Below are 23402 nucleotides of genomic sequence, written 5' to 3'. Positions count from 1 at the left end.
GCGCCTCGGCTGCGGCGGCGCGGACGTCAGTCGCCGAGCTGGAAGGCTACGAAGCGTTCGAGAGCCTCCTCGATCGCGGCCTTGTCGCCGTCGCGGGGGCCGTCGAGCCAGGTCCATTTCTGGACGAGCAGCTTGCCCGCGGCGCGGTCGGCCTTGGCGTCGATGGCGGCGGCGATGCGGTCGCCGACGAGGACGGGGAGGGCGAAGTAGCCGAGGACACGTTTCGCCGCAGGGACATAGGCCTCGAAGCGGTGATCGTGGGCGAAGAGTTGCGCCAGCCGCTTGCGCTGGATGACCAGCGGGTCGAAGGGCGAGAGGAGGTGGACGGGGCCGTCCTCGGGGAGCGGCGCGGCGGCGGCCTCGGGGGTGATCCAGTGCGGTTTGGCGGTCCCGTCGAGCGCCACGGGCAGGAGGCGGCGGCGGCGGACGCGGGCCTCGATCAGCTCGGCCATGGCGGGCTTTCGCGGCGCGTCCATGTAGCAGATGCTGTCGAGGGCGACGACGCCCTGGGCGCGCAGCGCGCGGTCGAGGAGGTAGTCGAGAATCTGGCGGTCCGAGGCGGGGCGCGGCCGGCGGTCCCAACCGAAGTGGCGCTCGGGCAGTTCGTAGGTCTTCACCATGCCGGCGCGGGCGGAGACGGTGAGGAGGCCGGCGAAGAAGGCGAGTTCCAGCGCCCGCTTCGATGGTTTGCGGCTGGCCCAGAGGTGGTCCTTGGCGACCCGCTCCTCGTCGATGTCGCGGATCGAGAGCGGGCCCTCGCGGCGGACGCGGGCGACGATGGCGCGCAGCTCCGCCGGGCTGACCGATCCGAACCAGCGGTGCGGCGCGGCCTTGTGGGCCGCCATGGCGGGCAGGAAGAAGCGCAGGTCGCGGGTCGGGATGTAGGCGAGCGCGTGGGCCCAGTATTCGAAGACCGTCCTTTCCGCGGAGAGTGCGGCAGCCAGATCGGCGCGGCGATAGGCCGGGATCCGGCTCCAGAGGATGTGGTGGTGCGACCGCTCGATGACGTTGATCGTGTCGATCTGCACGTAGCCGAGGTGCTCGACGGCGGCCCGCACGGCGTCGGGGCCGGCGCCGAAGGGCGCGGCCGCGTCGAGGCGCTGCGCGGCGATGGCGCGGCGGCGGGCCTCGGCGAGGGTCATCGGGCGGGGCTTGCGGGCCATCCTGTCTCCGGCGCGGGCGGGCTCCATAGCACGGGGCGCGGGGGGGCGCGATGAGCCTCGTGCTGGCGGCCGTCGCGGTGTGGCTGGGCGGCTGGCGGATCAACGTCCTGCTGGCGCGCAGGCGGCTCGCCGGGCCGCTGCGTCTGCTGCCGCCGCTGGTCTTCGGGGTGACGCTGCTGCTGGTATGGGAATTGCTGGTGCGCGGGCTCGGGATCAGCCCGGTGCTGCTGCCGGCGCCGAGCGCGATCGGGGCGCGGCTGGCCTCGAGCGGGGCGACGCTCCGGACGGACGTGATGCAGACCTTCGTGAAGGGGGCGCTGTCGGGTTACGTCATCGGCTGCGGGGCAGCGTTCCTGACGGGGGTGGCGGTCGACCGCACGCCGTTCCTGCGCCGTGGCCTGCTGCCGGTCGGGAATTTCGCGAGCGCGCTGCCGATCGTCGGCATGGCGCCGATCATGGTGATGTGGTTCGGCTTCGACTGGCAGTCGAAGGCGGCGGTGGTGGTGCTGATGGTGTTCTTCCCGATGCTGGTGAACACCGTGCAGGGGCTGGCCGCGACCGATCCGATGCAGGCGGACCTGATGCGCACCTACGCCGCGAGCAACGGGCAGAGCCTGCGCAAGCTCAGGTTGCCATCGGCGGCGCCTTTCCTGTTCAACGGCTTGAAAATCTGCACGACCCTGGCTCTGATCGGCGCCATCGTCGCGGAGTTCTTCGGCTCGCCGACCTCCGGCATGGGCTTTCGCATCTCGACCGAGGTGGGGCGGCTCGCGCTCGACATGGTCTGGGCGGAGATCGCGGTGGCGGCGGTGCTGGGCTCGGCCTTCTACGGGCTCGTGGCGCTGGCCGAGCGGGCGGTGACGTTCTGGCATCCCTCGCAGAGGGGCAGGTGATGCTGACGGGTTTGATCTTGACGAGTGCGCGTGTCTCAACAGGGAGAAAAGCAAGATGACGAAATGGTTCGCGGGGGTATCGGCGGCGGCGGCGTGGCTCGCCGGCGCGGCCTGGGCCGAGGACGTGACGCTCCAGCTGAAATGGGTGACGCAGGCCCAGTTCGCAGGGTACTATGTCGCGCTCGACAAGGGCTTCTACGAGGAGGAGGGGCTCGACGTCACGATCAGGCCGGGCGGGCCGGACATCGCGCCGCCGCAGGTGATCGCGGGCGGCGGGGCCGACGTGATCGTCGAGTGGATGCCGGCGGCGCTCGCCGCGCGCGAGGCGGGGCTGCCGCTCGTCAACATCGCCCAGCCGTTCAAGCATTCGGGCATGATGCTGACCTGCCGCAACGATTCGGGGGTGACGAAGACCGCGGATTTCCCCGGGCACACGCTCGGGGTCTGGTTCTTCGGCAACGAGTATCCGTTCCTGTCGTGGATGAGCACGCTCGGGGTCTCGACCGACGGCGGCGCGGACGGGGTGACGGTGCTGAAGCAGGGCTTCAACGTCGATCCGCTGTTGCAGAACCAGGCGGCCTGCATCTCGACGATGACCTACAACGAGTACTGGCAGGTGATCGACGCCGGCTTCAAGCCGGAGGACCTGACGGTGTTCAAGTACGAGGACCAGGGGGTGGCGACGCTCGAGGACGGCCTTTGGGTGAGCGAGGAAAGGCTCGCCGATCCGGCCTTCGTCGAGACGATGGCGAAGTTCGTGCGCGCGTCGATGAAGGGTTGGAAGTGGGCCGAGGAGCACCCCGACGAGGCGGCGATGATCGTGCTCGAGAACGACGAGACCGGGGCGCAGACCGAGAAGCACCAGAAGCGGATGATGGGCGAGATCGCCAAGCTGACCGCGGGCTCGAACGGCGCGCTTGACCCGGCCGACTACGAGCGGACGGTGAAGACGCTGCTCGCGGCGGGCTCGGACCCGGTCATCACCAAGGAGCCCGCAGGGGCCTGGACGCACGCGGTGAGCGACGTCGCGCTGGACTGACGCGACGCGGCGGCGGGCCGCGCCCCGGCCGGGGGGGGAAGCGCCGTCCTCGGGGAGGCGCGCGGGCGCGCCCCCCGCTCGGGCGGCGCTGACGGTCGGCCGCCTTTGCGGCCGACCGCGCGGAGCGGCCGCAAGCGGCCGCGAGTCCTTTGTCTCTCCCCGCCCTTTGGCGGGGAGGCGCCTGCTCGATAGGGTTTCCGCCTATATGAATGCCTGAAGGGGGAATGCGGCGCCGCCGGCGCTCGGGGCCTCGCCGATTGGCAAGGTGGGGGTCTCTCTCCCCCATTGCCCGGTCGTGCGGCTTTCGGCACTGATCGATGCAGTGGTCACCAATGCGGGAGGACGGGATGGCCTGGGACGAGACGAAGCTCGCGCGGCTCCGGGAACGGTATGCGGACGATCCGGGCGGGCGGATGTACGATCCGAAATTCGCAAAGGTGGCGGAACGGATATTCAGCGGCGGCGCGCGGCCGGCCCCCTGGGTCGGGGCGCCGACCTTCCTGACCGCGCCGTTCCGGCAGGTCGACCGCGCCGCGCCGGATTTCTCCGGGCTCGCGGTGGCGATCTCCGGGGCGCCGATGGACATCGGCGTCTCGAACCGGCCGGGCGCGCGCTTCGGGCCGCGGGCGCTGCGCGCCATCGAGCGGATCGGGCCCTACAACCACGTGCTCGACTGCGCGCCGATCTATGATCTCGAGGTGGCGGACGTGGGCGATGTGCCGTTTCCGAGCCGCTACGACCTGCACGGCTCGCATTCGGCGATCGAGGCATGGATTGGCGCCATCGTCGCCGCCGGCGCGGCGCCGCTGACCGTGGGGGGCGATCATTCGATCACCCATCCGATCCTGCGCGCGGTCGGGCGCGACCGGCCGGTGGGGCTCGTCCACATCGACGCGCATTCGGACACCAGCGGGCCTTTCGACGGCGAGCGTTTCAACCACGGGGCGCCGTTCCGCAACGCCGTGCTCGACGGCGTGCTCGACCCCGAGCGAACCATCCAGATCGGCCTGCGCGGCTCGTCGGAGTATCTCTACGAGTTCGCGACCGAGAGCGGGATGACCTGCATCCATGCCGAGGAGGTCGTCGAGATGGGCATCCCCGCCGTGATCGAGAAAGCCCGCGCCGTGGCGCAGGGGCCCGTTTATGTCTCCTTCGACATCGACGTGCTCGACCCGGCTTTCGCGCCGGGAACCGGCACGCCCGAGATCGGGGGCCTGACCACCCGCGAGGCGCAGGCGATCCTGCGCGGGCTGAAGGGACTCGACATCGTCGGCGGCGACGTCGTCGAGGTGGCGCCGCAATACGACGCCACCACCAACACCGCGCAGGCCGGGGCGCAGATGCTCTTCGAGATCCTGAGCCTGCTGACGTTCAGCCCGTCGGTGGCGGGGCGCGTATAGCGGCAACCTGTTCGCCCGCCTGTCCGAGGACGCGCGCGCTGGAGCTTCGCCGAGCCGTTGGAACTCACGGGCGGTATGCGACGCTGTTGCGGGCGGTCGGGGTCGTGGCGGAGGAATCGCGCCGCCGATTCGATGCCCGTCGTTCTGCGTTCGGCGGCGGGTTGAGAATCGATGACGGGGCGCCCGGGAGCGCCCCGTCCGGGTCTGTAGGTGCGCGGCCTCAGCTGCGGGCGGAGCCGACCAGCTTCCAGAGACCGGGCACCACGAGGGCTGCGAGCACGAGCTTCAACGCGTCGCCGATCAGGAACGGCGTCAGGCCCCAGGCGATCGTCTGGTCCCAGGCGGAGGCGTATTTCGCCGGGTCGAAGAGGCCGGTCCCGACGAGGTGGTTGAGCCACAGCAGCCCGGGGACGTAGATCAGCGCGTTGCCGACGAGGAGCGCCAGCGCCATGCCGCCGACGCTGCGGTCGAGGCCGCGTCGGGCGGCGAAGCCGAGCGCCAGCGTGGCGAGCAGGTAGCCGACGAGATAGCCGCCGGTCGCGCCCATCATGTAGGCGATGCCGGTCGCGCCGGACGCGGAGTTCTGGAACACGTCGGCCCCTACGGCGCCGAGGCCGAGCCAGCCCAGCATGGTGACGAGCCCGAGGCGCGGGCCGTAGGCGGCGCCGATGGTCAGCACCGCGAAGGTGCCGAGGCTGATCGCCACCGGCGAGGGCCAGACCGGAACCTTGATCTTGGCCGCGATCGTCAGCGCGAGGATGCCGGCGACGACGAGCACGGCGCGCTTGGCCCAGAGTCCGGCCCCCTCGGCGGGCCAGATCGCTTCGGTCAGGACGTGTCGGGAGGCGGTGTCGGCCATGATCGCTCCGCTGCGTTGGGATCCTTGTCGATGCGCTACATGCCGCATGAAGGCGCGGCTGTCCACCGCTTCAGCCGCCGCAGGCCGCCGCAGGTCTCGTCAAGAAGCGACTCGGCGGCGGCCGGCGCGTCGGGGCGGCTGCTGTCCGCGAGAAGGACGTAGCCGCCGCCGGGCGCCCCGAGCACGGCGACCGAGGAGGAGGGCGAGGGACGCCGCGCGGGTCACGAGGCGCGTCACGGGGCGCCGGCCGGCCGGAATCGGCTCACCATGTCGTAGTCCTTTCGCGGGCCGCTCACCCGCCATTCGACCTGCCAGCATGGCCAGGCCGCGAAGTCGTAGCGCGCGCGGTAGAGGTCGGGGGGGCATTCGTGCTCCGCCGTCGGCGCGGGGTCGGCGGGATGGAAGCTGTGAAAGAGCCGGCCGTCGGCGAAGAGCACTTCGATCGCTCCGTCCGCGCCGGCGCGCCAGAGGTAGTCGCGGGTCGCCGTGATCCCGGGCCCGTCGCCGAGCGTGAGTTCGCCCTCCTCGCGGTAGCGCAGGCCCTCCGGCGTCGGGATGAAGCGGGCGCGCCCGACAAACCTGCCGCGCTGGCCGGACCGGGCGTCGGCGATGTCGCGCGCCAGCTCCCACGCGCCCTCGAAGGCGGACAGATGCATCCCTTCCTCGCTTGTGAGCCGCGCCTGTGCAGTCTATCAGGCGGCCCGCCACCCTCAAGGCGTCCGGAGGCCCTCCATGATCCCGCGCTATTCTCGTCCCGACATGGTGGCGATCTGGTCGCCAGAGACCCGCTTCCGCATCTGGTTCGAGATCGAGGCCCATGCCGCCGACGCGCAGGCGGCGCTCGGGGTGATCCCGAAGGCGGCCGCCGCCGCCGTCTGGAAGGCGAAGGACGTCGAGTTCGACGTGGCCCGCATCGACGAGATCGAGGCGGTGACGAAGCACGACGTCATCGCCTTCCTGACCCACCTCGCCGACCATGTCGGCGAGGAGGCGCGTTTCGTGCATCAGGGGATGACGTCCTCGGACGTGCTCGACACCTGCCTCGGGGTGCAGCTCGCGCGGGCGGCGGACATCCTGATCGCCGATCTCGACGCGCTCCTGGCCGCGCTGAAGCGACGCGCCTACGAGCACAAGGACACGGTGACGATCGGGCGCAGCCACGGCATCCACGCCGAGCCCACCACCTTCGGGCTGAAGCTCGCCCAGGCCCATGCCGAGTTCGCCCGCGGGCGGGCGCGGCTCGTCGCCGCGCGGGCGGAGGTCGCGGTCTGCGCCATCTCGGGAGCGGTCGGCACCTTCGCCAACATCGACCCGAGCGTCGAGGCGCATGTGGCGGAAAGGATGGGGCTTTCCGTCGAGCCCGCCTCGACCCAGGTCATCCCGCGCGACCGCCATGCGATGTTCTTCGCGGTGCTCGGGGTGATCGCGAGCTCGATCGAGCGGCTGGCGGTCGAGGTTCGCCATTTGCAGCGGACCGAGGTGCTGGAGGCGGAGGAGTACTTCTCGCCGGGGCAGAAGGGTTCGAGCGCCATGCCGCACAAGCGCAATCCGGTGCTCTCGGAGAACCTGACCGGGCTCGCGCGGCTGGTGCGGATGGCGGTGGTCCCGGCGATGGAGAACGTGGCGCTCTGGCATGAGCGTGACATCTCGCATTCCTCGGTGGAGCGGGTGATCGGCCCGGACGCGACGGTGACGCTCGACTTCGCCCTGGCGCGGCTGACCGGGCTGATCGACAAGCTCGTGGTGTATCCCGACAACATGATGAACAACATGAACAAGTTCCGCGGCCTTGTTCATTCTCAGCGCGTGCTGCTGGCGCTGACGCAGAACGGCGTCAGCCGCGAGGACGCCTACGCCCTCGTCCAGCGCAACGCCATGAAGGTCTGGGAGCAGGGCAAGGATTTCCAGGAGGAGCTGCTCGCCGATCCCGACGTGCGGGCGGCGCTCGGCGCGGAGGAGATCGCGAGCCTCTTCGACCTCGGCCATCACACCCGCCACGTCGACACGATCTTCGGGCGGGTGTTCGGGACAGCCTGATTGTTTCCGTCTGAGGACTTCGGCGTCAAGGGTTTACGGCGGATCCTTCGATGCACACTCCATGCACGACGTATGCACAACGCATATGCCAGGCAAAAGAGTCGGAATTGAATCGTTAACGGAGACGCGGGGCGCGCCTCCGGGCGACCCCTGGTTAACTCTTCGTGAACGGCCTCGCATGGCGGCCGATTCCACTAAGCCTCACGGTGCGTTCAGCGTTACGCTTGTCGCCGGGCCCGGCGCGAGGCTAGCATGGCGCGGAACCCCGGGCGGAGCGGACATGCGTCGGCGGACAATCATCGCAATCATCCTCACGGCGCTCGCGGCGGCCCTGCCGGCGCGGGGCGCCGGGCCGGAGGGCGCGGGAGCCTTCCGCTTCGCCGGAGTGGATGGCGGCGAGATCGCGCTTGCCGACTATGCCGGCCGGCCGGTGCTCGTGGTCAACACGGCCTCGCGCTGCGGCTATGTGGACCAGTTCGACGGATTGCAGGCGTTGCAGGATCGCTATCGCGACCGCGGGCTCACGATTGTTGGCGTGCCTTCCGACAGCTTTCGCCAGGAGCTGGCGACCGACGCCGCCGTGAAGGAGTTCTGCGAGGTGAATTTCGCCATCGATTTCCCCATCGCGGCGATCGCCGACGTGACGGGCGAGGACGCGCATCCGTTCTACCGCTGGGCGCGCGGCCAGGGGGCGGAGCCGACGTGGAATTTCCACAAGATCCTGATCGACGGGAACGGAAGCCTGGCGGGCTCTTTCCCCGCGTCGGTCACGCCGGAAGCTCCGACGCTCGCCGCGGCGATCGAGACGACGTTGCGGCAGTAGTCAGCCGGGCGCCACGACGGGGTCGTCTCAGGCGGCGCCGAGGCGTGTGCGGGCCGCGTCGTCGAGGCGCTCGCTGACGCAGGCGAGCAGGCCGGCGGCGTCGCGCCGCGCCGCGACCGCGGCGAGCGGCGCGTCGCCGAGCATCTCGGCGCAGGAGCCGAGGAACTGCGCGCAATAGGCCACGGTGTCGGCGTCCTTGGCGACGCCGGCGTCGATGAGCAGGCTGCGCGCCCGCTTCAGATCATCGACGAAGGCGGCCTGCACCGAGGCGCGGCCGGCGACTGCGATGTCGCGGTCGTCGCGGCGGCGGGATTCGGCGGCGGGCAGGACGCTCAGCACCACGTCCTGGAAGTAGGCGAGCGAGGGGATCGGCTTCTCGAGGCAGGCGCTCGCGCCGGCGGCCAGCGCCTCGGCCCGCCACTCCGCGCGCTCGCGGCCGCTCATCGCGACGACGCCGCCATAGGGGGGCGTGGCGGCGGCGAGGTGGCGGACGAGCGCCATTCCGTCGCCGTCGGGCAGGCCGAGGTCGACCATGGTCACCGCGGGCCGGTAGATGGCGAGGTGCCGGGCGGCGGCGTGCAGGCTGTCTGCCCGCCGGACCCGGGCGCCGCTCTCGGCGGCCATCAGGCGGATCGCCTCCGAGGCGGAGCGGCTGTCCTCGACGAGGAGGATGGTGACGGCGAAGAGGCACTGGCGGCGGAAGCCCGCCTGGAGGCGGGACTGGATGTCCGATTCGGTGAACGACATGGGGCCGGGCGCTCCTGCGGATGACACCTCCCGAGTAGTGCGACGGCTTGACTAACGGGGCGTTAAGGCGCCCCGGCGCGCTTGTGCGCGGCGGCGTCGGGAGGAGACGCAGGGACGTCCGCGCCGCGATCCCGTGACGGGCCGCGGCGCGGGCCTTGTCAGGCGGCCGCGGCGACCGCGCGGGCGGTGAGGACGCCGATCAGGTGGGCGCGGTACTCGGGCGTGCCGTGCAGGTCGCCGATCATGCCGTCTGCGTCCGCCTTCAGCCCCTTGACCGCGTCGGCGGAGAAGTTTCCGCCGAGCGCCGCCTCGGCCTCGCTCCAGCGGAAGACGCCGCTCTCCGAGGCGCCGGTGACGGCCACCCGCACGCCGTCGGCGAACTTCGCGACGAAGACCCCCACCAGCGCGAAGCGCGAGGCCGGCTGGGCGAACTTCTGGTAGTTCGCCTTTTGCGGGATCGGGAAGCGCACCGCGGTGATGATCTCGCCGGGCTCCAGCGCGGTGGTGAACATGCCCTGGAAGTAGTCGTCGGCCGCGATTTCGCGCGCGTTGGTCACGATCGTCGCGCCCGAGGCCAGCGCGGCGGCGGGATAGTCGGCCGAGGGGTCGTTGTTGGCGAGACTGCCCCCGATCGTGCCGCGGTTGCGCACGGCCGGGTCGCCGATATGCCCGGCGAGCGCGGCGAGCGCCGGGTAGGTCCGCGCCTCCCGCGCCACCGTGGCGTGGGTCGTGCCGCCGCCGATGCGCAACTCGCGTCCCTCGACGGCGACGCCCTTCAGATCGGCGATGCCGTTCAGGCTCACGAGCGCGGAGGGGCTGGCGAGGCGCTGTTTCAGCGTCGGGATCAGCGTCTGGCCGCCGCCGAGGGCCTGGGCGTCCTCGTCGGCGAGCGCCTTGACGGCCTCGGCGATGGTGGCGGGCTTCACGAACTCGAAGGCGTACATCAGGCGTTCCCCCCGTTTATCGCCGCCCAGACACGCGAGGGCGAGAGCGGCATGTCGATATGGGCGACCTCGTGGCCGCCGGAATTGAGGGCGTCGAGAACGGCGTTGACGAAGGTCGGCGGCGAGCCGATGGCGCCGGCCTCGCCGCAGCCCTTCACCCCGAGCGGGTTGTGGGTGCAGGGCGTCACGCAGGAATTGTCGACCTTGTAGCTCGGCAGGTCGTCGGCCCGCGGCATGGCGTAGTCCATGTAGGAGCCGCTCCTGATCTGGCCGGTCTCGTCGTAGGCGCAGGCCTCGAGCAGGGCCTGGCCGATGCCCTGGGCGAGGCCGCCGTGAACCTGGCCCTCGACGATCGTCGGGTTGACCACGTTGCCGAAGTCGTCGGCGGCCGCGAAGGCGAGGACGTCGACCTTGCCGGTTTCGGGGTCGACCTCGACCTCGCAGGCATAGGCGCCGGCGGGGTAGGTGAAGTTGGCCGGGTCGTAGAACGAGGTCTCCTCGAGCCCCGGTTCCAGTTCCTCGATCGGGTACTTGTGGGGCACGTAGGCGGCGAGGGTGACGTCGGTCCAGGCCACCGACTTGTCCGTGCCGGCGACGCTGAAACGACCGTCCTTGAACTCGATGTCGGTCGGCGAGGCCTCCATCAGGTGGGCGGCGATCTTCTTCGCCTTGGCGACGATCTTCTCGACCGACTTCACGATCGCCGAGCCGCCGACCGCGAGCGAGCGCGAGCCGTAGGTGCCCATGCCGAAGGGCACGCGGGCGGTGTCGCCGTGGACGATGTCGACCTGGGCCGCGTCGATCCCGAGCATGTCGGAGACCACCTGGGCGAAGGTGGTCTCGTGGCCCTGGCCGTGGCTGTGGCTGCCGGTGAAGACCGAGACGCCGCCGGTCGGGTTCACCCGCACCGTCGCGCTCTCGTAGAGCCCCGCCCGGGCGCCGAGCGCGCCGACGAGCGAGGAGGGCGCGATGCCGCAGGCCTCGATGTAGGCGGCGACGCCGAAGCCGCGCAGCTTGCCGCGGGCCTCGCTCTCCTTGCGGCGGGCAGGGAAGCCGGCGCGGTCGGAGATGCGCTCCATCACGTCCATCAGGTCGTGGTAGTTGCCGGTGTCGTAGAGCACCGCGACCGGGGTCTGGTAGGGGAACTGGTCCGGCTTGATGAAGTTGCGCCGACGGATCTCCACGGGGTCGATCCCGAGCTCGCGCGCCGCCTTGTCGATGACGCGCTCGATCTGGTACGTCGCCTCGGGCCGCCCGGCGCCGCGATAGGCGTCGACGGCGACGGTGTTGGTGAAGACGGCCCGGACGCGGACGTAGATCAGCGGCGTCGCGTAGTTCCCCGCCATCAGCGTTCCGTGCAGGTAGGTCGGGATGCAGGGCGCGAAGGTCGAGAGATAGGCGCCCATGTTGGCGAGCGTGTCGGTGCGCAGCGCGAGGAACCTGCCGTCATTGTCGAGGGCGAGCTCGATCTTCGTGACGTGGTCGCGGCCGTGCGCGTCGGAGATGAACGCCTCCGAGCGGGTGCAGGTCCATTTCACCGGCCGGCCGAGCGCCTTGGCCGCGAAGGTCACGAAGGCCTCCTCGGCGTAGTGGTAGATCTTCGAGCCGAAGCCGCCGCCCACGTCCGGCGCCACCACGCGCAGGCGCTGCTCCGGGATGCCGAGGACGAAGGCGCCCATCAGCAGGCGGATGACGTGCGGGTTCTGCGAGGTGGTGTAGAGCGTGTGCTGGTCGTCGGCCGCATCGTACTCGCCGAGCGCCGCGCGCGGCTCCATCGCGTTCGGGACGAGCCGGTTGTTGACGAGATCGAGGGTGACGACATGGGGCGCCGCCTTGATCGCCGCGTCGACGGCGGCGGCGTTGTCCTCGATGAAGCCCCAGTCGAAGCACAGGTTGGTGCCGGCGTCGTCGTGGACGAGGGCGGACTCGGTGTCGAGCGCAAGGCGCATGTCGACGACGGCGGGCAGTTCCTCGATGTCGAGTTCGATCGCCTCGGCGGCGTCGCGGGCCTGCGCCAGCGTCTCCGCCACGACGGCGGCGACCGGGTCGCCCACGTGGCGGACCTTGCCCTCGGCGAGGACGGGGTGCTTCGGTTCCTTCATCGGCTGGCCGAAGCGGTCGGTCACGAGCCAGCCGCAGGGCACGCCGCCCACGGCGGCGAAGTCGGCGGCGGTGAAGACCTTGAGCACGCCGGGCATCCCCTCGGCGGCCGACGTGTCGAGCTTCGTGATCCTGCCGTGCGCGACGTCGGAGCGCAGGAAATGCACGTAGGCCTGGCCGGGGCGGTTCAAGTCGTCGGTGTAGCGGCCCTTGCCGGTGAGGAAGCGGACGTCCTCGCGGCGCTTGGTCGGGGCGCCGATCCCGCTGTCTTTGGGCATTGTCGTCTCCCTGTGCCTTGGTTCGGCCGCCTTTTCCGGCGGCGCGTGCCTGAGCGTCGGCGGCCTATTCGGCCGCGACGGGGCGGGCGGACATCTGGGCCGCCGCCGCCTGGATCGACTTGACGATGTTGTGATAGCCGGTGCAGCGGCAGATGTTGCCCTCGAGGTAGGCGCGGATCTCGGCCTCGGACGGGTTCGGGTTCTCGGTCAGGAGGGCGGCGGCGCTCATCACCATGCCGGGGGTGCAGAAGCCGCATTGCAGGCCGTGATTGTCCTGGAAGGCCGCCTGGATCACGCCGAGCGAGCCGTCCGGGTTGGCCATGCCCTCGATCGTGCGCACCTCGGCGCCGTCGATGTCCGAGGCGAAGACCGTGCAGGACTTGAGCGCGACGCCGTCGACATGGACGACGCAGGCGCCGCACTGGGACGTGTCGCATCCGACGTGGGTCCCCGTGAGGCCGAGGCCGTCGCGCAGAAGCTCGACGAGCAGCGTCCGACCCTCGACGTCGCGACTGACCGCCCGACCGTTCACCTTGAGGCTGACCTTGGGCATGGCATTCTCCCTGAGTGCCGTCTTATCGTTTCCCTGGCGCAAGCTGGGGGCGGGCGCCCTTCGGCGCGCCATTGCCCACCACGTTAGATCAGGCCCGGGATTTAGGGAAGTGCGGCGCTGGGCGCGCCCGACGCGCCGCATGGCGGGCCGGCGCCGATGGGGCGGGCGCGGAACCGGCGCCGGGCGCCGCGTATTGACACTCGCGCGCGAACGCAGGTCTATGCGCGCGCGGCCGGCCCTGCCGGCCAGAACGCTTCTCCGGGTAACGACAAGGGAACGATGATATGACGCTCTCACGTCCGGTCAGGGCCACGGCGCTCGCGCTCGCGGCGACCGCACTTCTGGCCTGCAATCCGCCGAACAGCGGAACCACGGTCGACGCCAGCCAGGCGCAGCGCGCCCAGACCGTCGCCTTCGGCACCATCATCGCGGCGCAGCCGGTGACCGTTCAGGGCGGCAACACGCCGGCCGCGGTCGTCGGCACGATCGGCGGCGGCCTCGCCGGCGGCCTGCTCGGCAACGAGATCGGCGGCGGTCGCGGCCGCGACATCGCGACGGTGGTCGGCGCCACCGCCGGCGCCGCGGCGGGCAACCGCGTCGCCAACGCCGCGACGACCCAGCAGTCGGTTCAGTGGACGGTCGAACTCGAGAGCGGCCGCACCATTGCCGTCATCCAGGCCGAACCGCGCTTCTCCATCGGCCAGCGCGTGCAGGTCGTGCAGAGCGGCGGCACCACGCGGCTCCTGCCCTGATTGCTCGGCCCCGGTCGCGCGTATCGCGTCCGGGGCTCGCCTGCCCGGTCAGCCGGCGACGTCCCCCTTCGTCAAGGCCGGGTTACTGTCCCGGTTTCCCCGTTCACGCCGCCGGGCCGCGACGGCGTGGCCGCCGGCGCGGGCGCTCGGCGCCCTCGGGTCGGGTCGGGGCGGCATGGCGCGCCGGCTGGGCGCCGGCGGCGTGGCGCTGGGGCTGCTGGCCGCCGGGGGCGCGGCCCGGCTGGCCGGCGGGCTTGCGGGCCGGTCGGGACGGACGCGCGGGCCGCGCGACCCCGCCGCCCGCGCTCGCAGGCAGGAGCGACAGGCGCGAGACCTTCTCCACGGCGCGGAGCTTGGCGATCTCGTCGGGCGCGCAGAGCGTCACCGCGGTGCCGGCGGCGCCGTTGCGCCCCGTCCGGCCGATGCGGTGGACGTAGGCCTCCGGCTCGTCCGGCAGGTCGTAGTTGACCACGTGCGTCACGCCGGGCACGTCGATTCCACGGGCGACGATGTCGGTGGCGACCAGCACCTTGACGGCGCCGAGGCGGAAGGCGTTGAGCGCGCGCTGGCGGGCGTTCTGCGCCTTGTTGCCGTGGATCACCTCGGCCGCCGCGCCGTCGCGGGCGAGGTTCTCGGCCACGCGGTCGGCGCCGCGCTTGGTGCGGGCGAAGACGATGGCGCGGCCGACCTCCGGGCTCGTCACCAGCTCGAGCAGGCGCGCGCGCTTGGCGGCGGTGTCGACGAGTTCGACCGACTGGTCGATGCGCTCGACGGTGGTCGCCTGCGGCGTCACCTCGACCCGGACCGGATCGCGCAGGAAGCCCGCGGCCAGCTCGGCCACCTCGCCCGGCATGGTCGCCGAGAACAGCGCCGACTGGCGGCGCGGATGGAGGCAGGAGACGATGCGGCGCACCGGCTTGATGAAGCCCATGTCGAGCATGCGGTCGGCCTCGTCGAGCACCACGAAGCGCGTCTCGTCGAGCCGGATCTCGCCGGTGTCGAGCAGGTCGGTCAGCCGGCCCGGCGTCGCGATCACCACGTCGACGCCCCGGGCGATGGCGCGGGCCTGACCGGAGCGCGACAGGCCGCCGAGCACGAGCAGCGTCGAGAGCCGCGCGCCGCCGGCGAAGGCGCGCAGGTTCGCCTCGATCTGCACGGCAAGCTCGCGGGTCGGCGCAAGGATCAACGCCCGGCAGGTCTTGGGCGCTGGCCGGCCGCCGAGCCCGAGGATGTGGTGCAGGATCGGCAGGCCGAAGGCCGCGGTCTTGCCGGTGCCGGTCTGGGCCACGCCGAGGATGTCGCGGCCCGCCATCTGCGGGGCGATCGCCTGCGCCTGGATCGGCGTCGGTTCGGCGAAGCCGGCGCGTTCCAGCGCGGCGAGAAGGGTCGGTGCGAGCCCGAAGCTCGCGAAGTCGGTATTCGTCACGTCACGTTCCTTTCCCGCGGCGCGTCGCCGCGGGTTGTCGCCCTCGTCAGGCGCATGTGACGAAAACCCGAGATGCGGTGCCGGGCCATCAGGGCCGCGTTGCGCCACCGTCGCCGGGGCACATAGCGTCTTTGCTGCGGCGCCGCAAGGGCTCAGGCCACCTGGCGGTCTCCTGGGGCGAAAGGACTGAGCCCGAGCCAGGTCTGCATGGTGCGCGCCAGCCGGGCGTCGCCATCGAGGGCGATGCGGCCGGCCGAGACCTCCTGCTGGAGCTTGGCTATGCCCATCCAGACCGCCGTCATCGAGCGCAAGGGGCCGGTGATGAGGAGGTCGACCTCGAAGCCCGGGTCGGAGTTGCAGAGGTCGACGTCGCCGGTCGTGTCCACCACCAGCCACCAGTTGCGGCGGTTCTCGGGAAGCTCGGGATACAGAAACTGTATCGTTCGCCGTCCGGGCGGCAGCGGCGCCGGGTTGAGCCAGCGGCGCATGTCCCACATCAGCAGCGACGGGTCGAGGTTCTTGAGCGAGACCTGAGATTCCACCCAGCGCTGGCCCCAGAAACCCAGCGACATCACGATCGTCCGCAGATCCTCGCCCGCCGTGGTCAGCCGGTATTCCACCACGCCGGAAGGCCCCGGCTCGGCGCGCACCACGCCTGCCTGCTCGAGCTCCTTCAAGCGCTTGGAGAGCAGCGAGGGGGACATCCGCGGCACGCCGCGGCGAAGGTCGTTGAACCGCGTCGTGCCGCAGAGAAGCTCGCGCACGACGAGGACAGTCCATCGGCTGCAGACGATCTCCGCCGCCATCGAGACCGGGCAGAACTGGCCGTAGCTCGCACTATCCATGCAAATCCCCTGTGCTCCAACAATGGCGCATTCTACCGCAGGTCGGGCCGCAGGGGGAGGGGGCGCGTGATACAGATCCTGCACTAGCGGGATCGGGGCCCCGGCGCGATCCTCCTCCCATCGAACCGACACGGGAGAAACACCGATGAACCACATGGCAGGAATGCCCGAGGGCGAGACGCGCCTCGATGCGTGCGCCGTCGCCGCCGCGCTCGCGCCCGCCTTCGCGGCGAGGGCCGCGGCGCATGACGCCGACGACAGTTTCGTCGCCGAGAACTTCGCCGAGCTGCGCGCCGCCGGGCTGGTCGAGGCCGGGGTTCCCACGGAGCTCGGCGGCGGCGGGGCGGAGCCGCGCCAGCTCGCCGAGATGCTGAAGACGCTCGCCCGCGCCTGCGGCTCGACCGCGCTCGCGTTCTCCATGCACACCCACCAGGTGGCGATCCCGGCCTGGCGCTGGCGCCATCGCCAGGTGGCGGCGGTCGAGCCGCTGCTCAAGCGGGTGGCGGCCGAGCGGATCCTGCTCCTGTCCTCGGGCGGCTCGGACTGGATCGCGGGCTCCGGCGCCGCGCGCAAGGTCGAGGGCGGCTGGCGGGTGTCGGCGCGCAAGGTCTTCACCTCGGCCGCGCCGATGGGCGACGTGCTGATGACCGGCGCCGTCGTCGAGGAGGAGGACGGGAGCCGCTCGGTCATCCATTTCGGCGCGCCGATGAAGGCGGCCGAGGTGCGGATCGAGGAGGTCTGGCGCACCCTCGGGATGCGCGGGACGGGTTCGCAGAACGTGGTGCTCGACGAGCTTTTCATCCCCGACGCCGCGGTGGCGCTGAAGCGGCCGGCCGGCGTCTGGCATCCGCTGTTCCAGATCATCGCGACGACGGCGTTCCCGCTGATCTACGCGGTCTATCTCGGCGTGGCCGAGAGCGCGCGCGACATCGCGCTCGACCTCGTGCGCAGGAAGGGGCCTGACGCGCACGGACTGGCGATCGCCGGGCGGATGGAGACGGCGCTGCGCGCCGCGCAGATCGGCCACGAGGCGATGCTGGCCGCGGTGGAGAAGAACGACCCTTCGGCGGAAAGCGTGAACGAGGTGATGATCGCCAAGGCGCTGGTGACGGAGAAGGCGATCGAGGCGGTCGAGCTCGCCATGGAGCTCGCCGGCGGCGCCGGGTTCTACCGCGACGCCGGGCTGGAGCGTCGGTTCCGCGACGTGCAGGGCGCCCGCTACCACCCGATGCGCCCCGGCCCGCAGGCTGAATACGCCGGCGCGATGGCGCTCGGCCTGCCCGTGGCGTCGATCTTCTGACCGGCGGGCGCCTGCGCGCCCGGCCCCGCGCCCGCGCGTCCGCGCGGGCGCGAATCCCGTTGTGGCCCTCCGCGCCGCCGGCATAAGGTCGCGCCCGACCAGAGGACGGAGGGCAGGACATGCGGGCACGGGCGGCCGCCGCGGCGATCGGGCTTTCCGTCGCGCTCGTGGCGGGCGGGGCGGCCGGGCAGGGCCGGGTCATCGTCAAGAACTACCCGACCGGGGCGGTCTACGAGGGCACGTTCCGGGAAGGCCGCCAGCACGGCCACGGCGTCTACCGCCAGCCCGACGGCTATGTCTACGAGGGCGACTGGGTCGAAGGCCGGATCGAGGGCGAGGGGCGGGCGCAGTTTCCGGACGGCTCCGTCTACGAGGGCGCCTTCGTCGCCGGCAAGCCCGAGGGGCAGGGGAAGATCACCTATCCCGGCGGCGGCGGCTACGAGGGCGAATGGCGCGCCGGCGTGAACGAGGGCCAGGGGATCGCCACCTTCGCCGACGGCGGCCGCTACGAGGGCGCCTTCGTCGCCGGGCGACAGGAAGGCCGCGGCGTCTACGTCGCGCCGGACGGCTCACGCCACGAGGGGACGTGGAAGGCCGGACGGCTCGAGGGCGAGGGCCGCATCGTCTATGCCGACGGGTCGGTCTACGAGGGCGCGCTCGTCGCCGGAGCCCCGGATGGCGAGGGCAGGCTGACCCGGCCCGACCGGTCGGTCTACGAGGGCGCCTGGGTCGCCGGGGTGCGGCAGGGCCGCGGCGTCCTGCGCGGCGCGGACGGCGACGTCTACGCCGGCGACTGGGTCGCCGGCCGGCGCGAGGGGCAGGGCCGAGCCGCCTTCGCCAGCGGCGAGGTCTACGAGGGCGGCTTTGCGGCGGACCGCTTCTCCGGGCAGGGGACGCTTACCCGCGCCGACGGTGCGGCGCAGAGCGGAACCTGGGTCGAGGGCCGGCTCGTCGGCGAAGGGCGCATCGCCTACGCCGACGGCGCGGTCTACGAGGGCGGGCTCGCCGACGGGCAGCCCGACGGCGCGGGCGTGCTCGTGCGGCCGGACGGCGCCCGCTACGAGGGGACGTGGAAGGGCGGTCGGCGCCAGGGCGAGGGCGTCGCGGTCGAGGCGGGCGGCGCGCGCTACGAGGGCGGTTTCTCCAACGACCGCCGCGCCGGCCGGGGCCGGATGACCCTCGCCGACGGGACGACGCTGGAAGGGACCTGGGCCGACGGCCGGCTGGAGGGCCCGGGCGTTGCGGTCTATGCAAGTGGCGACCGCTACGAGGGCGGGTTCGTGGCCGGACTGCCGGAGGGCGAGGGGACGCTCGTGCGCGCCGACGGCTCGCGCTACGAGGGCGGCTGGGCGCGCGGCCGGCGCGAGGGCGCGGGCGTCGCGATCGACGCGGAGGGTGGCCGCTACGAAGGCGGGTTCGCCGCCGACCGGAGATCCGGGCAGGGGAAGATGACCTTCGCCGACGGGACCGTCATCGAGGGCGTGTGGACCGAGGGCGCGCTGACCGGGCCGGGGATGGCGATCTATCCGAACGGCGATCGCTACGAGGGCGGCTTCCGGGCGAGCGTCCCGCACGGGTCCGGCACGGTCCGCCACGCCAACGGCGACACGTTCGAAGGCATCTGGATCGACGGTCGCCGCCAGGACGCCGCGACGCCGGAGGCGGAGCCGGCGCCGGGACAGCCGGCCGACCCGTAGCGCCTAGTCGAGGAAGCGGACCGAGCCGATGAAGGGCAGGTTGCGGTTTCGCTGGGCGTAGTCGATGCCGTAGCCCACCACGAAGCTGTCGGGGATCTCGAACCCGGTCCAGGTGGCGCGGATGTCGACCTCGCGACGCGAGGGCTTGTCGAGGAGCGCGCAGACCTCGAGCCGCGCCGGGCGGCGGGTGCGCAGGATGGCGAGCACGTGGCTGAGGGTGAAGCCGGTGTCGACGATGTCCTCGACCACCAGCACGTCGCGGCCTTCGATCTCGCCGCGCAGATCCTTGAGGATTCGAACCTCGCGGCTCGATTCCATCGTGTTGCCGTAGGACGAGGCCTCGAGGAAGTCGACCTCCACCGGCAGGTCGAGCTCGCGCACGAGATCGGCGATGAAGATGAACGAGCCGCGCAGGAGGCCGACGACGACGAGCTTGTCCGTTCCGGCGAAATGGGCCGAGATCTCGCGGGCCAGCGCCTCGACGCGGGCGGCGATCGCCTTGGCGGAGATGATCTCGTCAATGACATAAGGCTTGCCTGCCATGCCGTCGCCCGCCCTTGCCCGTTCGCCGGGGGGCACTCTATGGTCGTTCCCGGCCCGCCACAATCCGCGCCTCGGGCCGCCGTTCTGGATCGCCGCCGCCATGCCCACCCACGCCGAGACGCGGATCATGCCCTACACCGCGGACGAGATGTTTGCGCTGATCGCGGATGTGGCGCGGTATCCGGAGTTCCTGCCGTGGATCTCGGCGGCGCGGATCCGGTCGCGCTCGCCTCTGGCGGACGGGGAGGGGGAGGTCATGGATGCGGATCTGGTCGTGTCCTTCAAGGTCTTCCGCGAGAAGTTCGGAAGTCGGGTGACGATGCGGCCGGGGGCGCGGACCATCCTCGTCGAGTATCTCGACGGGCCGTTCAGATACCTGCGCAACCACTGGGAATTCCTCCCGAAAGGCGAGACCTCGTGCGAGGTGGATTTCTTCGTCGACTTCGAGTTCCGCTCGGCCATCCTGCAGAAGGTGATCGGGCTGGTCTTTCACGAGGCGATGCAGCGGGTGGTGCGCGCCTTCGAGCGGCGCGCGGAGGAGCTCTACGGCGCGCGCCGGGGTGGCGGGGCAAGTGGCTGAAAAGGCGTGATTCTATCTGGCTGGAAGGCGGCTGGAACCGGGCTGGAATCAGGCTTGCCACTTTTTCAGGAATCGGTAGGGCTTTCGCCGGGGCGGTCAGTCCTGCGGGGCGTGGAGCGCGCCGAGCGCGAGGTCCAGCGCCGCCTCGACGGAGCGGAGGCGCACGGTTGCGCGGCCGAGCGGGCCGAAGTCGCGGCGGTCGGCGGCGACGCCGGCCGCGGTGGCGACGGCGAACCAGACGAGGCCCTCGGGCTTCGCTTCGGAGGCGCCGGGGCCGGCGACGCCGGTGATGGCGATGGCGAGCTGCGCGTCGGAGCGGGCGAGGGCGCCTTCGGCCATGGCGCGGGCCACGGGTTCGGAGACGGCGCCGTGGACGAGGATGAGGGCGGGGTCGACGCCGAGCATCGCGGTCTTGGCGGCGTTGGAATAGGTGACGAAGCCGCGGTCGACGACGTCGGACGAGCCGGCGATGTCGGTCAGCGCCGCGGCGACGAGGCCGCCGGTGCAGGATTCCGCCGTGGCGATGCGCCAGCCGCGGGCGCGGGCGGCGGCGAGGACGCGGGTGGCGGGCGCCTCGGCGATCACATCAGCCATCCGTGGGAGATCGCGGCGGCGATGGTGACGACGACGGCGGCCATGGCGCCGGCGATGACGTCGTCGAGCATCACGCCCATCGCCCCCTTCTTGCGGTCGGCCCAGCCGACGGGGCCGAGCTTCGTCACGTCGAAGAGGCGGAACATCAGGAAGGCCCCGACCCAGCCCGGCCAGGGAAAGAGCCAGTCGGGCGCGCCCATGCGCCAGAGGCCGAACGACAACGGCCAGAGCGCGATCCACTGGCCGACGACCTCGTCTACGACGACATAGCCCGGGTCGAGGTCGTGCTCGTCGACGATCTCGATCCTCGTCGCCCACCAGCCGATCGGGTAGAGCGCCAGCGTGGCCAGCGCGAGGAGGGGAAAGCCGCCGAGCCCGTGGAGGAGCCAGCCGACCGGCACCGCCGCGGCGGCGCCCCAGGTGCCCGCCGGCCCCGGGAGCAGCCCGACATAGCCGAAGGTGCAGATCGCCCGCGCGAGGTTCACGGACGCACCAGCGTGGCGGTGGCGAGCGCGGCGATGCCCTCCTCGCGGCCGGTGAAGCCGAGGCGCTCGGAGGTGGTCGCCTTGACGCTGACGCGGGCGGGCTCGATGCCGGCGGCCATGGCGAGCGCGGCGCGCATCGCGTCGGCGTGGGGACCGATCTTCGGGGCCTCGCAGACCAGCGTGCAGTCGAGATGGGTGATGGCGAAGCCGGCCTCCGTGGCGCGGGCCGCGGCGGCGCGGAGGAAGATCGCCGACGCGGCGCCCTTCCATTGCGGGTCGGATGGCGGGAACCAGCGGCCGATGTCGCCTTCGGCGAGCGCGCCGAGGATGGCGTCGGTGACGGCGTGCATGCCGACGTCGGCGTCGGAATGGCCGACGAGGCCGCGGCTATGGGGCAGGCTTACGCCGCAGAGGGTGACGGCGTCGCCCGGTCCGAAGGCGTGCACGTCAAAGCCGTTGCCGGTGCGCACGTCCATGGCGCTCCTCCCGATGTCGAGTCGCGCCCGCGCCATGTCGGCGGGGTCGGTGATCTTGTAGTTCGCCTCGTCGCCGGCGACGAGGGCGACCTCGAGCCCGGCGGCGCGGGCGACGGCGACGTCGTCCGCGGCCGGGCCGCGATGGGCGTGGTGCGCGGCGAGGATGGCGTCGAAGCGGAAGCCCTGCGGCGTCTGGGCCCGCCAGAGGCCGTCGCGCGGCGCGGGTTCGTCCGCGTGGCCGTCGGCGCCGCGCCAGAGCGCGTCGACCACGGGCAGGGCGGGGAATGCGGCCGGGGCGTGGTCGAGGGCGGCTAGGACGCGGTCGATGACGTCGCGGCCGAGGAACGGCCGGGCGGCGTCGTGGATCAGCACGATGTCCGGCGCATCGGGCGCGAGGGCCTCGAGCCCGGCCCGGACCGAGGCGGCGCGGTCGGCGCCGCCGGGGACGGGGGGCAGCAGGCGGGAATCATCGATGCCTTCCATCGCCCGCGCATAGCGTGCCGCGTCGTCCGGCGAGATCGCCACCCGCACGGCGGCGACGGCGGGGTGGGCGAGGAGCGCGCGGACGGCGCGGGCGAGAACGGTCTCGCCGCCGAGGGTGAGGTACTGCTTGGGGACGTCGCCCCCGAGGCGCACGCCCCTCCCGGCCGCGACGACCAGCCCGGCGACCTTCATCTCGCTCTCCCCCAACGTTGCGGTCAGGCCTTATACTGGCAGCCATTGTGGCCCCACAATGCGCCGCGTATTGCCTTGCATACGGGCGGTTGGCCTTGTCTTGGGCGCCCGAGTCGGGTAGGACTTCGGACATGCACACGGAATGGGCGTATGTCTGACGCGGTTGCGAGCATACTCGCGAGTACGCCTGTTTTTCTGGCGCCTATGGCCGGCATTTCCGACGTTCCCTTTCGCAGCCTGGCGCTGCGCCACGGCGCGGGGCTCGTGGTGTCCGAGATGGTGGCGAGCGGCGAGATGCTGAACGCCAGCCCCTCGGCCCGGGCGCGGGCGGAACTGGGGCTCGACGAGGCGCGCACCTCGGTGCAGCTCGCCGGGCGCGAGCCGGGGCCGATGGCCGAGGCGGCGCGGATGCTGGCGGGGCAGGGCGCCCGGATCATCGACATCAACATGGGATGCCCGGCGAAGAAGGTCACGGGCGGGCTCGCCGGGGCGGCGCTGATGCGCGATCTCGACCGGGCGCTGGTGCTGATCGAGGCGGTGGTGGGCGCCGTCGGCGTGCCGGTGACCCTGAAGATGCGGCTCGGCTGGGACGGCGACTGCCTCAACGCCGCGGTTCTGGCGGCGCGGGCCGAGGCGGCGGGGGTGCGCATGATCGTCGTCCACGGCCGCACGCGGGCGCAGTTCTACGACGGCAGGGCGGATTGGTCGGCGGTGGCGGCGGTAAGGCGGGCGGTGGGGATTCCGGTCATCGTGAACGGCGACGTGGCGGACGCCGACGGGGCGCGCGAGGCGCTGGCGCGCTCCGGCGCGGACGGGGTGATGGTCGGGCGGGCGGCGCGCGGGCGGCCCTGGGTGGTCGGCCGGATCGCGGCGGCGCTGCGCGGCGAGACGCCCGCGGCGGAGCCGGAGGGCGCGGCGCTGCGCGACGCGATCCTGGAGCACTACGAGGCGATGCTCGGCTTCTACGGCGCCGACCTCGGCCTGCGCGTCGCGCGCAAGCATCTCGGCTGGTATCTGGATCGGGTCGAGGGCGGCGGCGCGCTGCGGGCGCGGGTGCTGCGGATGGGCGATCCGCGAGCGGTGGCCGTGGCGCTCGGCGCGGTCGCGGATCTGGCGCCGAGCCTGGACGCAGCGGCATGAGACACCCTGTGTCAAGCTGCGAGTGTATTGTGGGCGACCGCGGCGCTGTGCAG

23 protein-coding genes are annotated in these 23402 nt (G+C 72.0%); 10 read left to right on the top strand and 13 right to left on the bottom strand.

Going from position 1 to position 23402, the window contains the following annotated elements:
• Positions 1-26 precede the first annotated feature (26 nt).
• Positions 27-1163 (bottom strand): crosslink repair DNA glycosylase YcaQ family protein, encoded by a 1137-nt coding sequence (locus KBA23_RS05095; RefSeq protein WP_290737428.1) that lies wholly within the window; start codon positions 1161-1163, stop codon positions 27-29.
• Positions 1164-1213: 50 nt separating this feature from the next.
• Between KBA23_RS05095 and KBA23_RS05090 the strand changes: the two genes are divergently transcribed.
• From KBA23_RS05090 to speB, 3 genes are all read left to right on the top strand, one after another.
• On the top strand, positions 1214-2056 hold the full coding sequence (locus KBA23_RS05090; RefSeq protein ID WP_290737425.1) for an ABC transporter permease: 843 nt from the start codon (positions 1214-1216) through the stop codon (positions 2054-2056).
• 55 nt (positions 2057-2111) lie between these two features.
• Positions 2112-3095, top strand: a complete 984-nt coding sequence (locus KBA23_RS05085; protein WP_290737389.1) for an ABC transporter substrate-binding protein — start codon at positions 2112-2114, stop codon at positions 3093-3095.
• A gap of 347 nt (positions 3096-3442) precedes the next feature.
• Entirely contained in the window at positions 3443-4495 is a 1053-nt protein-coding gene (speB, locus tag KBA23_RS05080) for an agmatinase (protein WP_290737387.1), read from the top strand.
• 220 nt (positions 4496-4715) lie between these two features.
• On the opposite strand, the gene KBA23_RS05075 is transcribed toward speB, so the two are convergent.
• Positions 4716-5354 carry a biotin transporter BioY gene (locus KBA23_RS05075; protein ID WP_290737385.1) on the bottom strand — a complete coding sequence of 213 codons (639 nt, stop codon included), beginning with the start codon at positions 5352-5354 and terminating at the stop codon, positions 4716-4718.
• Between the two features lie 233 nt (positions 5355-5587).
• Positions 5588-6010: a DUF6314 family protein gene (locus tag KBA23_RS05070; protein ID WP_290737383.1), complete on the bottom strand. Its 423-nt coding sequence runs from the start codon at positions 6008-6010 to the stop codon at positions 5588-5590.
• Between the two features lie 76 nt (positions 6011-6086).
• Between KBA23_RS05070 and purB the strand changes: the two genes are divergently transcribed.
• Both purB and KBA23_RS05060 read left to right on the top strand, forming a co-directional pair.
• Positions 6087-7391, top strand: a complete 1305-nt coding sequence (gene purB, locus KBA23_RS05065; protein WP_290737381.1) for an adenylosuccinate lyase — start codon at positions 6087-6089, stop codon at positions 7389-7391.
• A gap of 280 nt (positions 7392-7671) precedes the next feature.
• Complete coding sequence (locus KBA23_RS05060; protein WP_290737379.1) at positions 7672-8214, top strand: glutathione peroxidase; 543 nt, start codon at positions 7672-7674, stop codon at positions 8212-8214.
• Positions 8215-8241: 27 nt separating this feature from the next.
• Here the strand turns inward: KBA23_RS05060 and KBA23_RS05055 are convergent, their stop codons facing one another.
• The 4 genes from KBA23_RS05055 to KBA23_RS05040 form a co-directional block, all read right to left on the bottom strand.
• A complete protein-coding gene (locus KBA23_RS05055; RefSeq protein ID WP_290737377.1) occupies positions 8242-8961 on the bottom strand; it encodes a response regulator in 720 nt (239 codons plus the stop codon).
• A 158-nt stretch (positions 8962-9119) separates the two neighbouring features.
• The gene (locus KBA23_RS05050) at positions 9120-9905 is read right to left on the bottom strand and encodes a xanthine dehydrogenase family protein subunit M (RefSeq protein WP_290737375.1); all 786 of its coding nucleotides are present in this window, start codon (positions 9903-9905) and stop codon (positions 9120-9122) included.
• Positions 9905-12283: a xanthine dehydrogenase family protein molybdopterin-binding subunit gene (locus KBA23_RS05045; RefSeq protein WP_290737374.1), complete on the bottom strand. Its 2379-nt coding sequence runs from the start codon at positions 12281-12283 to the stop codon at positions 9905-9907. The genes KBA23_RS05050 and KBA23_RS05045 overlap by 1 nt, the downstream gene beginning before the upstream one ends.
• Before the next feature lie 64 nt (positions 12284-12347).
• Positions 12348-12836, bottom strand: a complete 489-nt coding sequence (locus KBA23_RS05040) for a (2Fe-2S)-binding protein (protein WP_290737373.1) — start codon at positions 12834-12836, stop codon at positions 12348-12350.
• Between the two features lie 284 nt (positions 12837-13120).
• On the opposite strand from KBA23_RS05040, the gene KBA23_RS05035 reads away from it, so the two are divergent.
• On the top strand, positions 13121-13588 hold the full coding sequence (locus KBA23_RS05035; protein ID WP_290737372.1) for a glycine zipper 2TM domain-containing protein: 468 nt from the start codon (positions 13121-13123) through the stop codon (positions 13586-13588).
• A 103-nt stretch (positions 13589-13691) separates the two neighbouring features.
• Here KBA23_RS05035 and KBA23_RS05030 read toward each other — a convergent pair whose 3' ends face one another.
• The gene (locus tag KBA23_RS05030; protein WP_290737371.1) at positions 13692-15014 is read right to left on the bottom strand and encodes a DEAD/DEAH box helicase; all 1323 of its coding nucleotides are present in this window, start codon (positions 15012-15014) and stop codon (positions 13692-13694) included.
• A gap of 152 nt (positions 15015-15166) precedes the next feature.
• The gene (locus tag KBA23_RS05025) at positions 15167-15859 is read right to left on the bottom strand and encodes a helix-turn-helix domain-containing protein (RefSeq protein ID WP_290737369.1); all 693 of its coding nucleotides are present in this window, start codon (positions 15857-15859) and stop codon (positions 15167-15169) included.
• Positions 15860-16004: 145 nt separating this feature from the next.
• Here KBA23_RS05025 and KBA23_RS05020 point away from each other — a divergent pair, with 145 nt between their 5' ends.
• Together KBA23_RS05020 and KBA23_RS05015 are read left to right on the top strand one after the other, a co-directional pair.
• The gene (locus KBA23_RS05020) at positions 16005-17159 is read left to right on the top strand and encodes an acyl-CoA dehydrogenase family protein (protein WP_290737367.1); all 1155 of its coding nucleotides are present in this window, start codon (positions 16005-16007) and stop codon (positions 17157-17159) included.
• Between the two features lie 119 nt (positions 17160-17278).
• Positions 17279-18856: a 2-isopropylmalate synthase gene (locus KBA23_RS05015; protein WP_290737365.1), complete on the top strand. Its 1578-nt coding sequence runs from the start codon at positions 17279-17281 to the stop codon at positions 18854-18856.
• Between the two features lie 3 nt (positions 18857-18859).
• Here KBA23_RS05015 and hpt read toward each other — a convergent pair whose 3' ends face one another.
• The gene (gene hpt / locus KBA23_RS05010; RefSeq protein ID WP_290737363.1) at positions 18860-19399 is read right to left on the bottom strand and encodes a hypoxanthine phosphoribosyltransferase; all 540 of its coding nucleotides are present in this window, start codon (positions 19397-19399) and stop codon (positions 18860-18862) included.
• Positions 19400-19499: 100 nt separating this feature from the next.
• Between hpt and KBA23_RS05005 the strand changes: the two genes are divergently transcribed.
• Positions 19500-19979 carry a type II toxin-antitoxin system RatA family toxin gene (locus tag KBA23_RS05005; protein WP_290737471.1) on the top strand — a complete coding sequence of 160 codons (480 nt, stop codon included), beginning with the start codon at positions 19500-19502 and terminating at the stop codon, positions 19977-19979.
• Between the two features lie 96 nt (positions 19980-20075).
• On the opposite strand, the gene KBA23_RS05000 is transcribed toward KBA23_RS05005, so the two are convergent.
• Genes KBA23_RS05000 through KBA23_RS04990 form a run of 3 tightly spaced genes read right to left on the bottom strand, consistent with a single transcriptional unit; the run spans position 20076 to position 22209 of the window.
• Positions 20076-20573, bottom strand: coding sequence for a CinA family protein (locus tag KBA23_RS05000; protein ID WP_290737361.1), 498 nt, complete (start codon positions 20571-20573; stop codon positions 20076-20078).
• Entirely contained in the window at positions 20561-21058 is a 498-nt protein-coding gene (locus KBA23_RS04995) for a phosphatidylglycerophosphatase A (RefSeq protein WP_290737359.1), read from the bottom strand. Before KBA23_RS04995 ends, KBA23_RS05000 begins: the two co-directional genes overlap by 13 nt.
• Positions 21055-22209: a bifunctional 2-C-methyl-D-erythritol 4-phosphate cytidylyltransferase/2-C-methyl-D-erythritol 2,4-cyclodiphosphate synthase gene (locus KBA23_RS04990; protein ID WP_290737357.1), complete on the bottom strand. Its 1155-nt coding sequence runs from the start codon at positions 22207-22209 to the stop codon at positions 21055-21057. Before KBA23_RS04990 ends, KBA23_RS04995 begins: the two co-directional genes overlap by 4 nt.
• Positions 22210-22359: 150 nt before the next feature.
• Here KBA23_RS04990 and dusB point away from each other — a divergent pair, with 150 nt between their 5' ends.
• Positions 22360-23349, top strand: a complete 990-nt coding sequence (gene dusB / locus KBA23_RS04985; RefSeq protein ID WP_290737355.1) for a tRNA dihydrouridine synthase DusB — start codon at positions 22360-22362, stop codon at positions 23347-23349.
• Positions 23350-23402: the final 53 nt, after the last annotated feature.

Origin of the sequence: Amaricoccus sp., from assembly GCF_017995835.1 — a bacterium.
Lineage (GTDB): Bacteria > Pseudomonadota > Alphaproteobacteria > Rhodobacterales > Rhodobacteraceae > Amaricoccus.
Note: the sequence above shows the minus strand (reverse complement) of the source record. Positions and strands in the feature narration are given on the sequence as shown.

What these genes read in the sequence shown, in the direction of transcription:
- KBA23_RS05095 (WP_290737428.1), bottom strand. Translation starts at nt 1,163, where the DNA reads ATGGCCCGCAAGCCCCGCCCGATGACCCTCGCCGAGGCCCGCCGCCGC.
- KBA23_RS05090 (WP_290737425.1), top strand. Translation starts at nt 1,214, where the DNA reads ATGAGCCTCGTGCTGGCGGCCGTCGCGGTGTGGCTGGGCGGCTGGCGG.
- KBA23_RS05085 (WP_290737389.1), top strand. Translation starts at nt 2,112, where the DNA reads ATGACGAAATGGTTCGCGGGGGTATCGGCGGCGGCGGCGTGGCTCGCC.
- speB (WP_290737387.1), top strand. Translation starts at nt 3,443, where the DNA reads ATGGCCTGGGACGAGACGAAGCTCGCGCGGCTCCGGGAACGGTATGCG.
- KBA23_RS05075 (WP_290737385.1), bottom strand. Translation starts at nt 5,354, where the DNA reads ATGGCCGACACCGCCTCCCGACACGTCCTGACCGAAGCGATCTGGCCC.
- KBA23_RS05070 (WP_290737383.1), bottom strand. Translation starts at nt 6,010, where the DNA reads ATGCATCTGTCCGCCTTCGAGGGCGCGTGGGAGCTGGCGCGCGACATC.
- purB (WP_290737381.1), top strand. Translation starts at nt 6,087, where the DNA reads ATGATCCCGCGCTATTCTCGTCCCGACATGGTGGCGATCTGGTCGCCA.
- KBA23_RS05060 (WP_290737379.1), top strand. Translation starts at nt 7,672, where the DNA reads ATGCGTCGGCGGACAATCATCGCAATCATCCTCACGGCGCTCGCGGCG.
- KBA23_RS05055 (WP_290737377.1), bottom strand. Translation starts at nt 8,961, where the DNA reads ATGTCGTTCACCGAATCGGACATCCAGTCCCGCCTCCAGGCGGGCTTC.
- KBA23_RS05050 (WP_290737375.1), bottom strand. Translation starts at nt 9,905, where the DNA reads ATGTACGCCTTCGAGTTCGTGAAGCCCGCCACCATCGCCGAGGCCGTC.
- KBA23_RS05045 (WP_290737374.1), bottom strand. Translation starts at nt 12,283, where the DNA reads ATGCCCAAAGACAGCGGGATCGGCGCCCCGACCAAGCGCCGCGAGGAC.
- KBA23_RS05040 (WP_290737373.1), bottom strand. Translation starts at nt 12,836, where the DNA reads ATGCCCAAGGTCAGCCTCAAGGTGAACGGTCGGGCGGTCAGTCGCGAC.
- KBA23_RS05035 (WP_290737372.1), top strand. Translation starts at nt 13,121, where the DNA reads ATGACGCTCTCACGTCCGGTCAGGGCCACGGCGCTCGCGCTCGCGGCG.
- KBA23_RS05025 (WP_290737369.1), bottom strand. Translation starts at nt 15,859, where the DNA reads ATGGATAGTGCGAGCTACGGCCAGTTCTGCCCGGTCTCGATGGCGGCG.
- KBA23_RS05020 (WP_290737367.1), top strand. Translation starts at nt 16,005, where the DNA reads ATGAACCACATGGCAGGAATGCCCGAGGGCGAGACGCGCCTCGATGCG.
- KBA23_RS05015 (WP_290737365.1), top strand. Translation starts at nt 17,279, where the DNA reads ATGCGGGCACGGGCGGCCGCCGCGGCGATCGGGCTTTCCGTCGCGCTC.
- hpt (WP_290737363.1), bottom strand. Translation starts at nt 19,399, where the DNA reads ATGGCAGGCAAGCCTTATGTCATTGACGAGATCATCTCCGCCAAGGCG.
- KBA23_RS05005 (WP_290737471.1), top strand. Translation starts at nt 19,500, where the DNA reads ATGCCCACCCACGCCGAGACGCGGATCATGCCCTACACCGCGGACGAG.
- KBA23_RS05000 (WP_290737361.1), bottom strand. Translation starts at nt 20,573, where the DNA reads ATGGCTGATGTGATCGCCGAGGCGCCCGCCACCCGCGTCCTCGCCGCC.
- KBA23_RS04990 (WP_290737357.1), bottom strand. Translation starts at nt 22,209, where the DNA reads ATGAAGGTCGCCGGGCTGGTCGTCGCGGCCGGGAGGGGCGTGCGCCTC.
- dusB (WP_290737355.1), top strand. Translation starts at nt 22,360, where the DNA reads ATGTCTGACGCGGTTGCGAGCATACTCGCGAGTACGCCTGTTTTTCTG.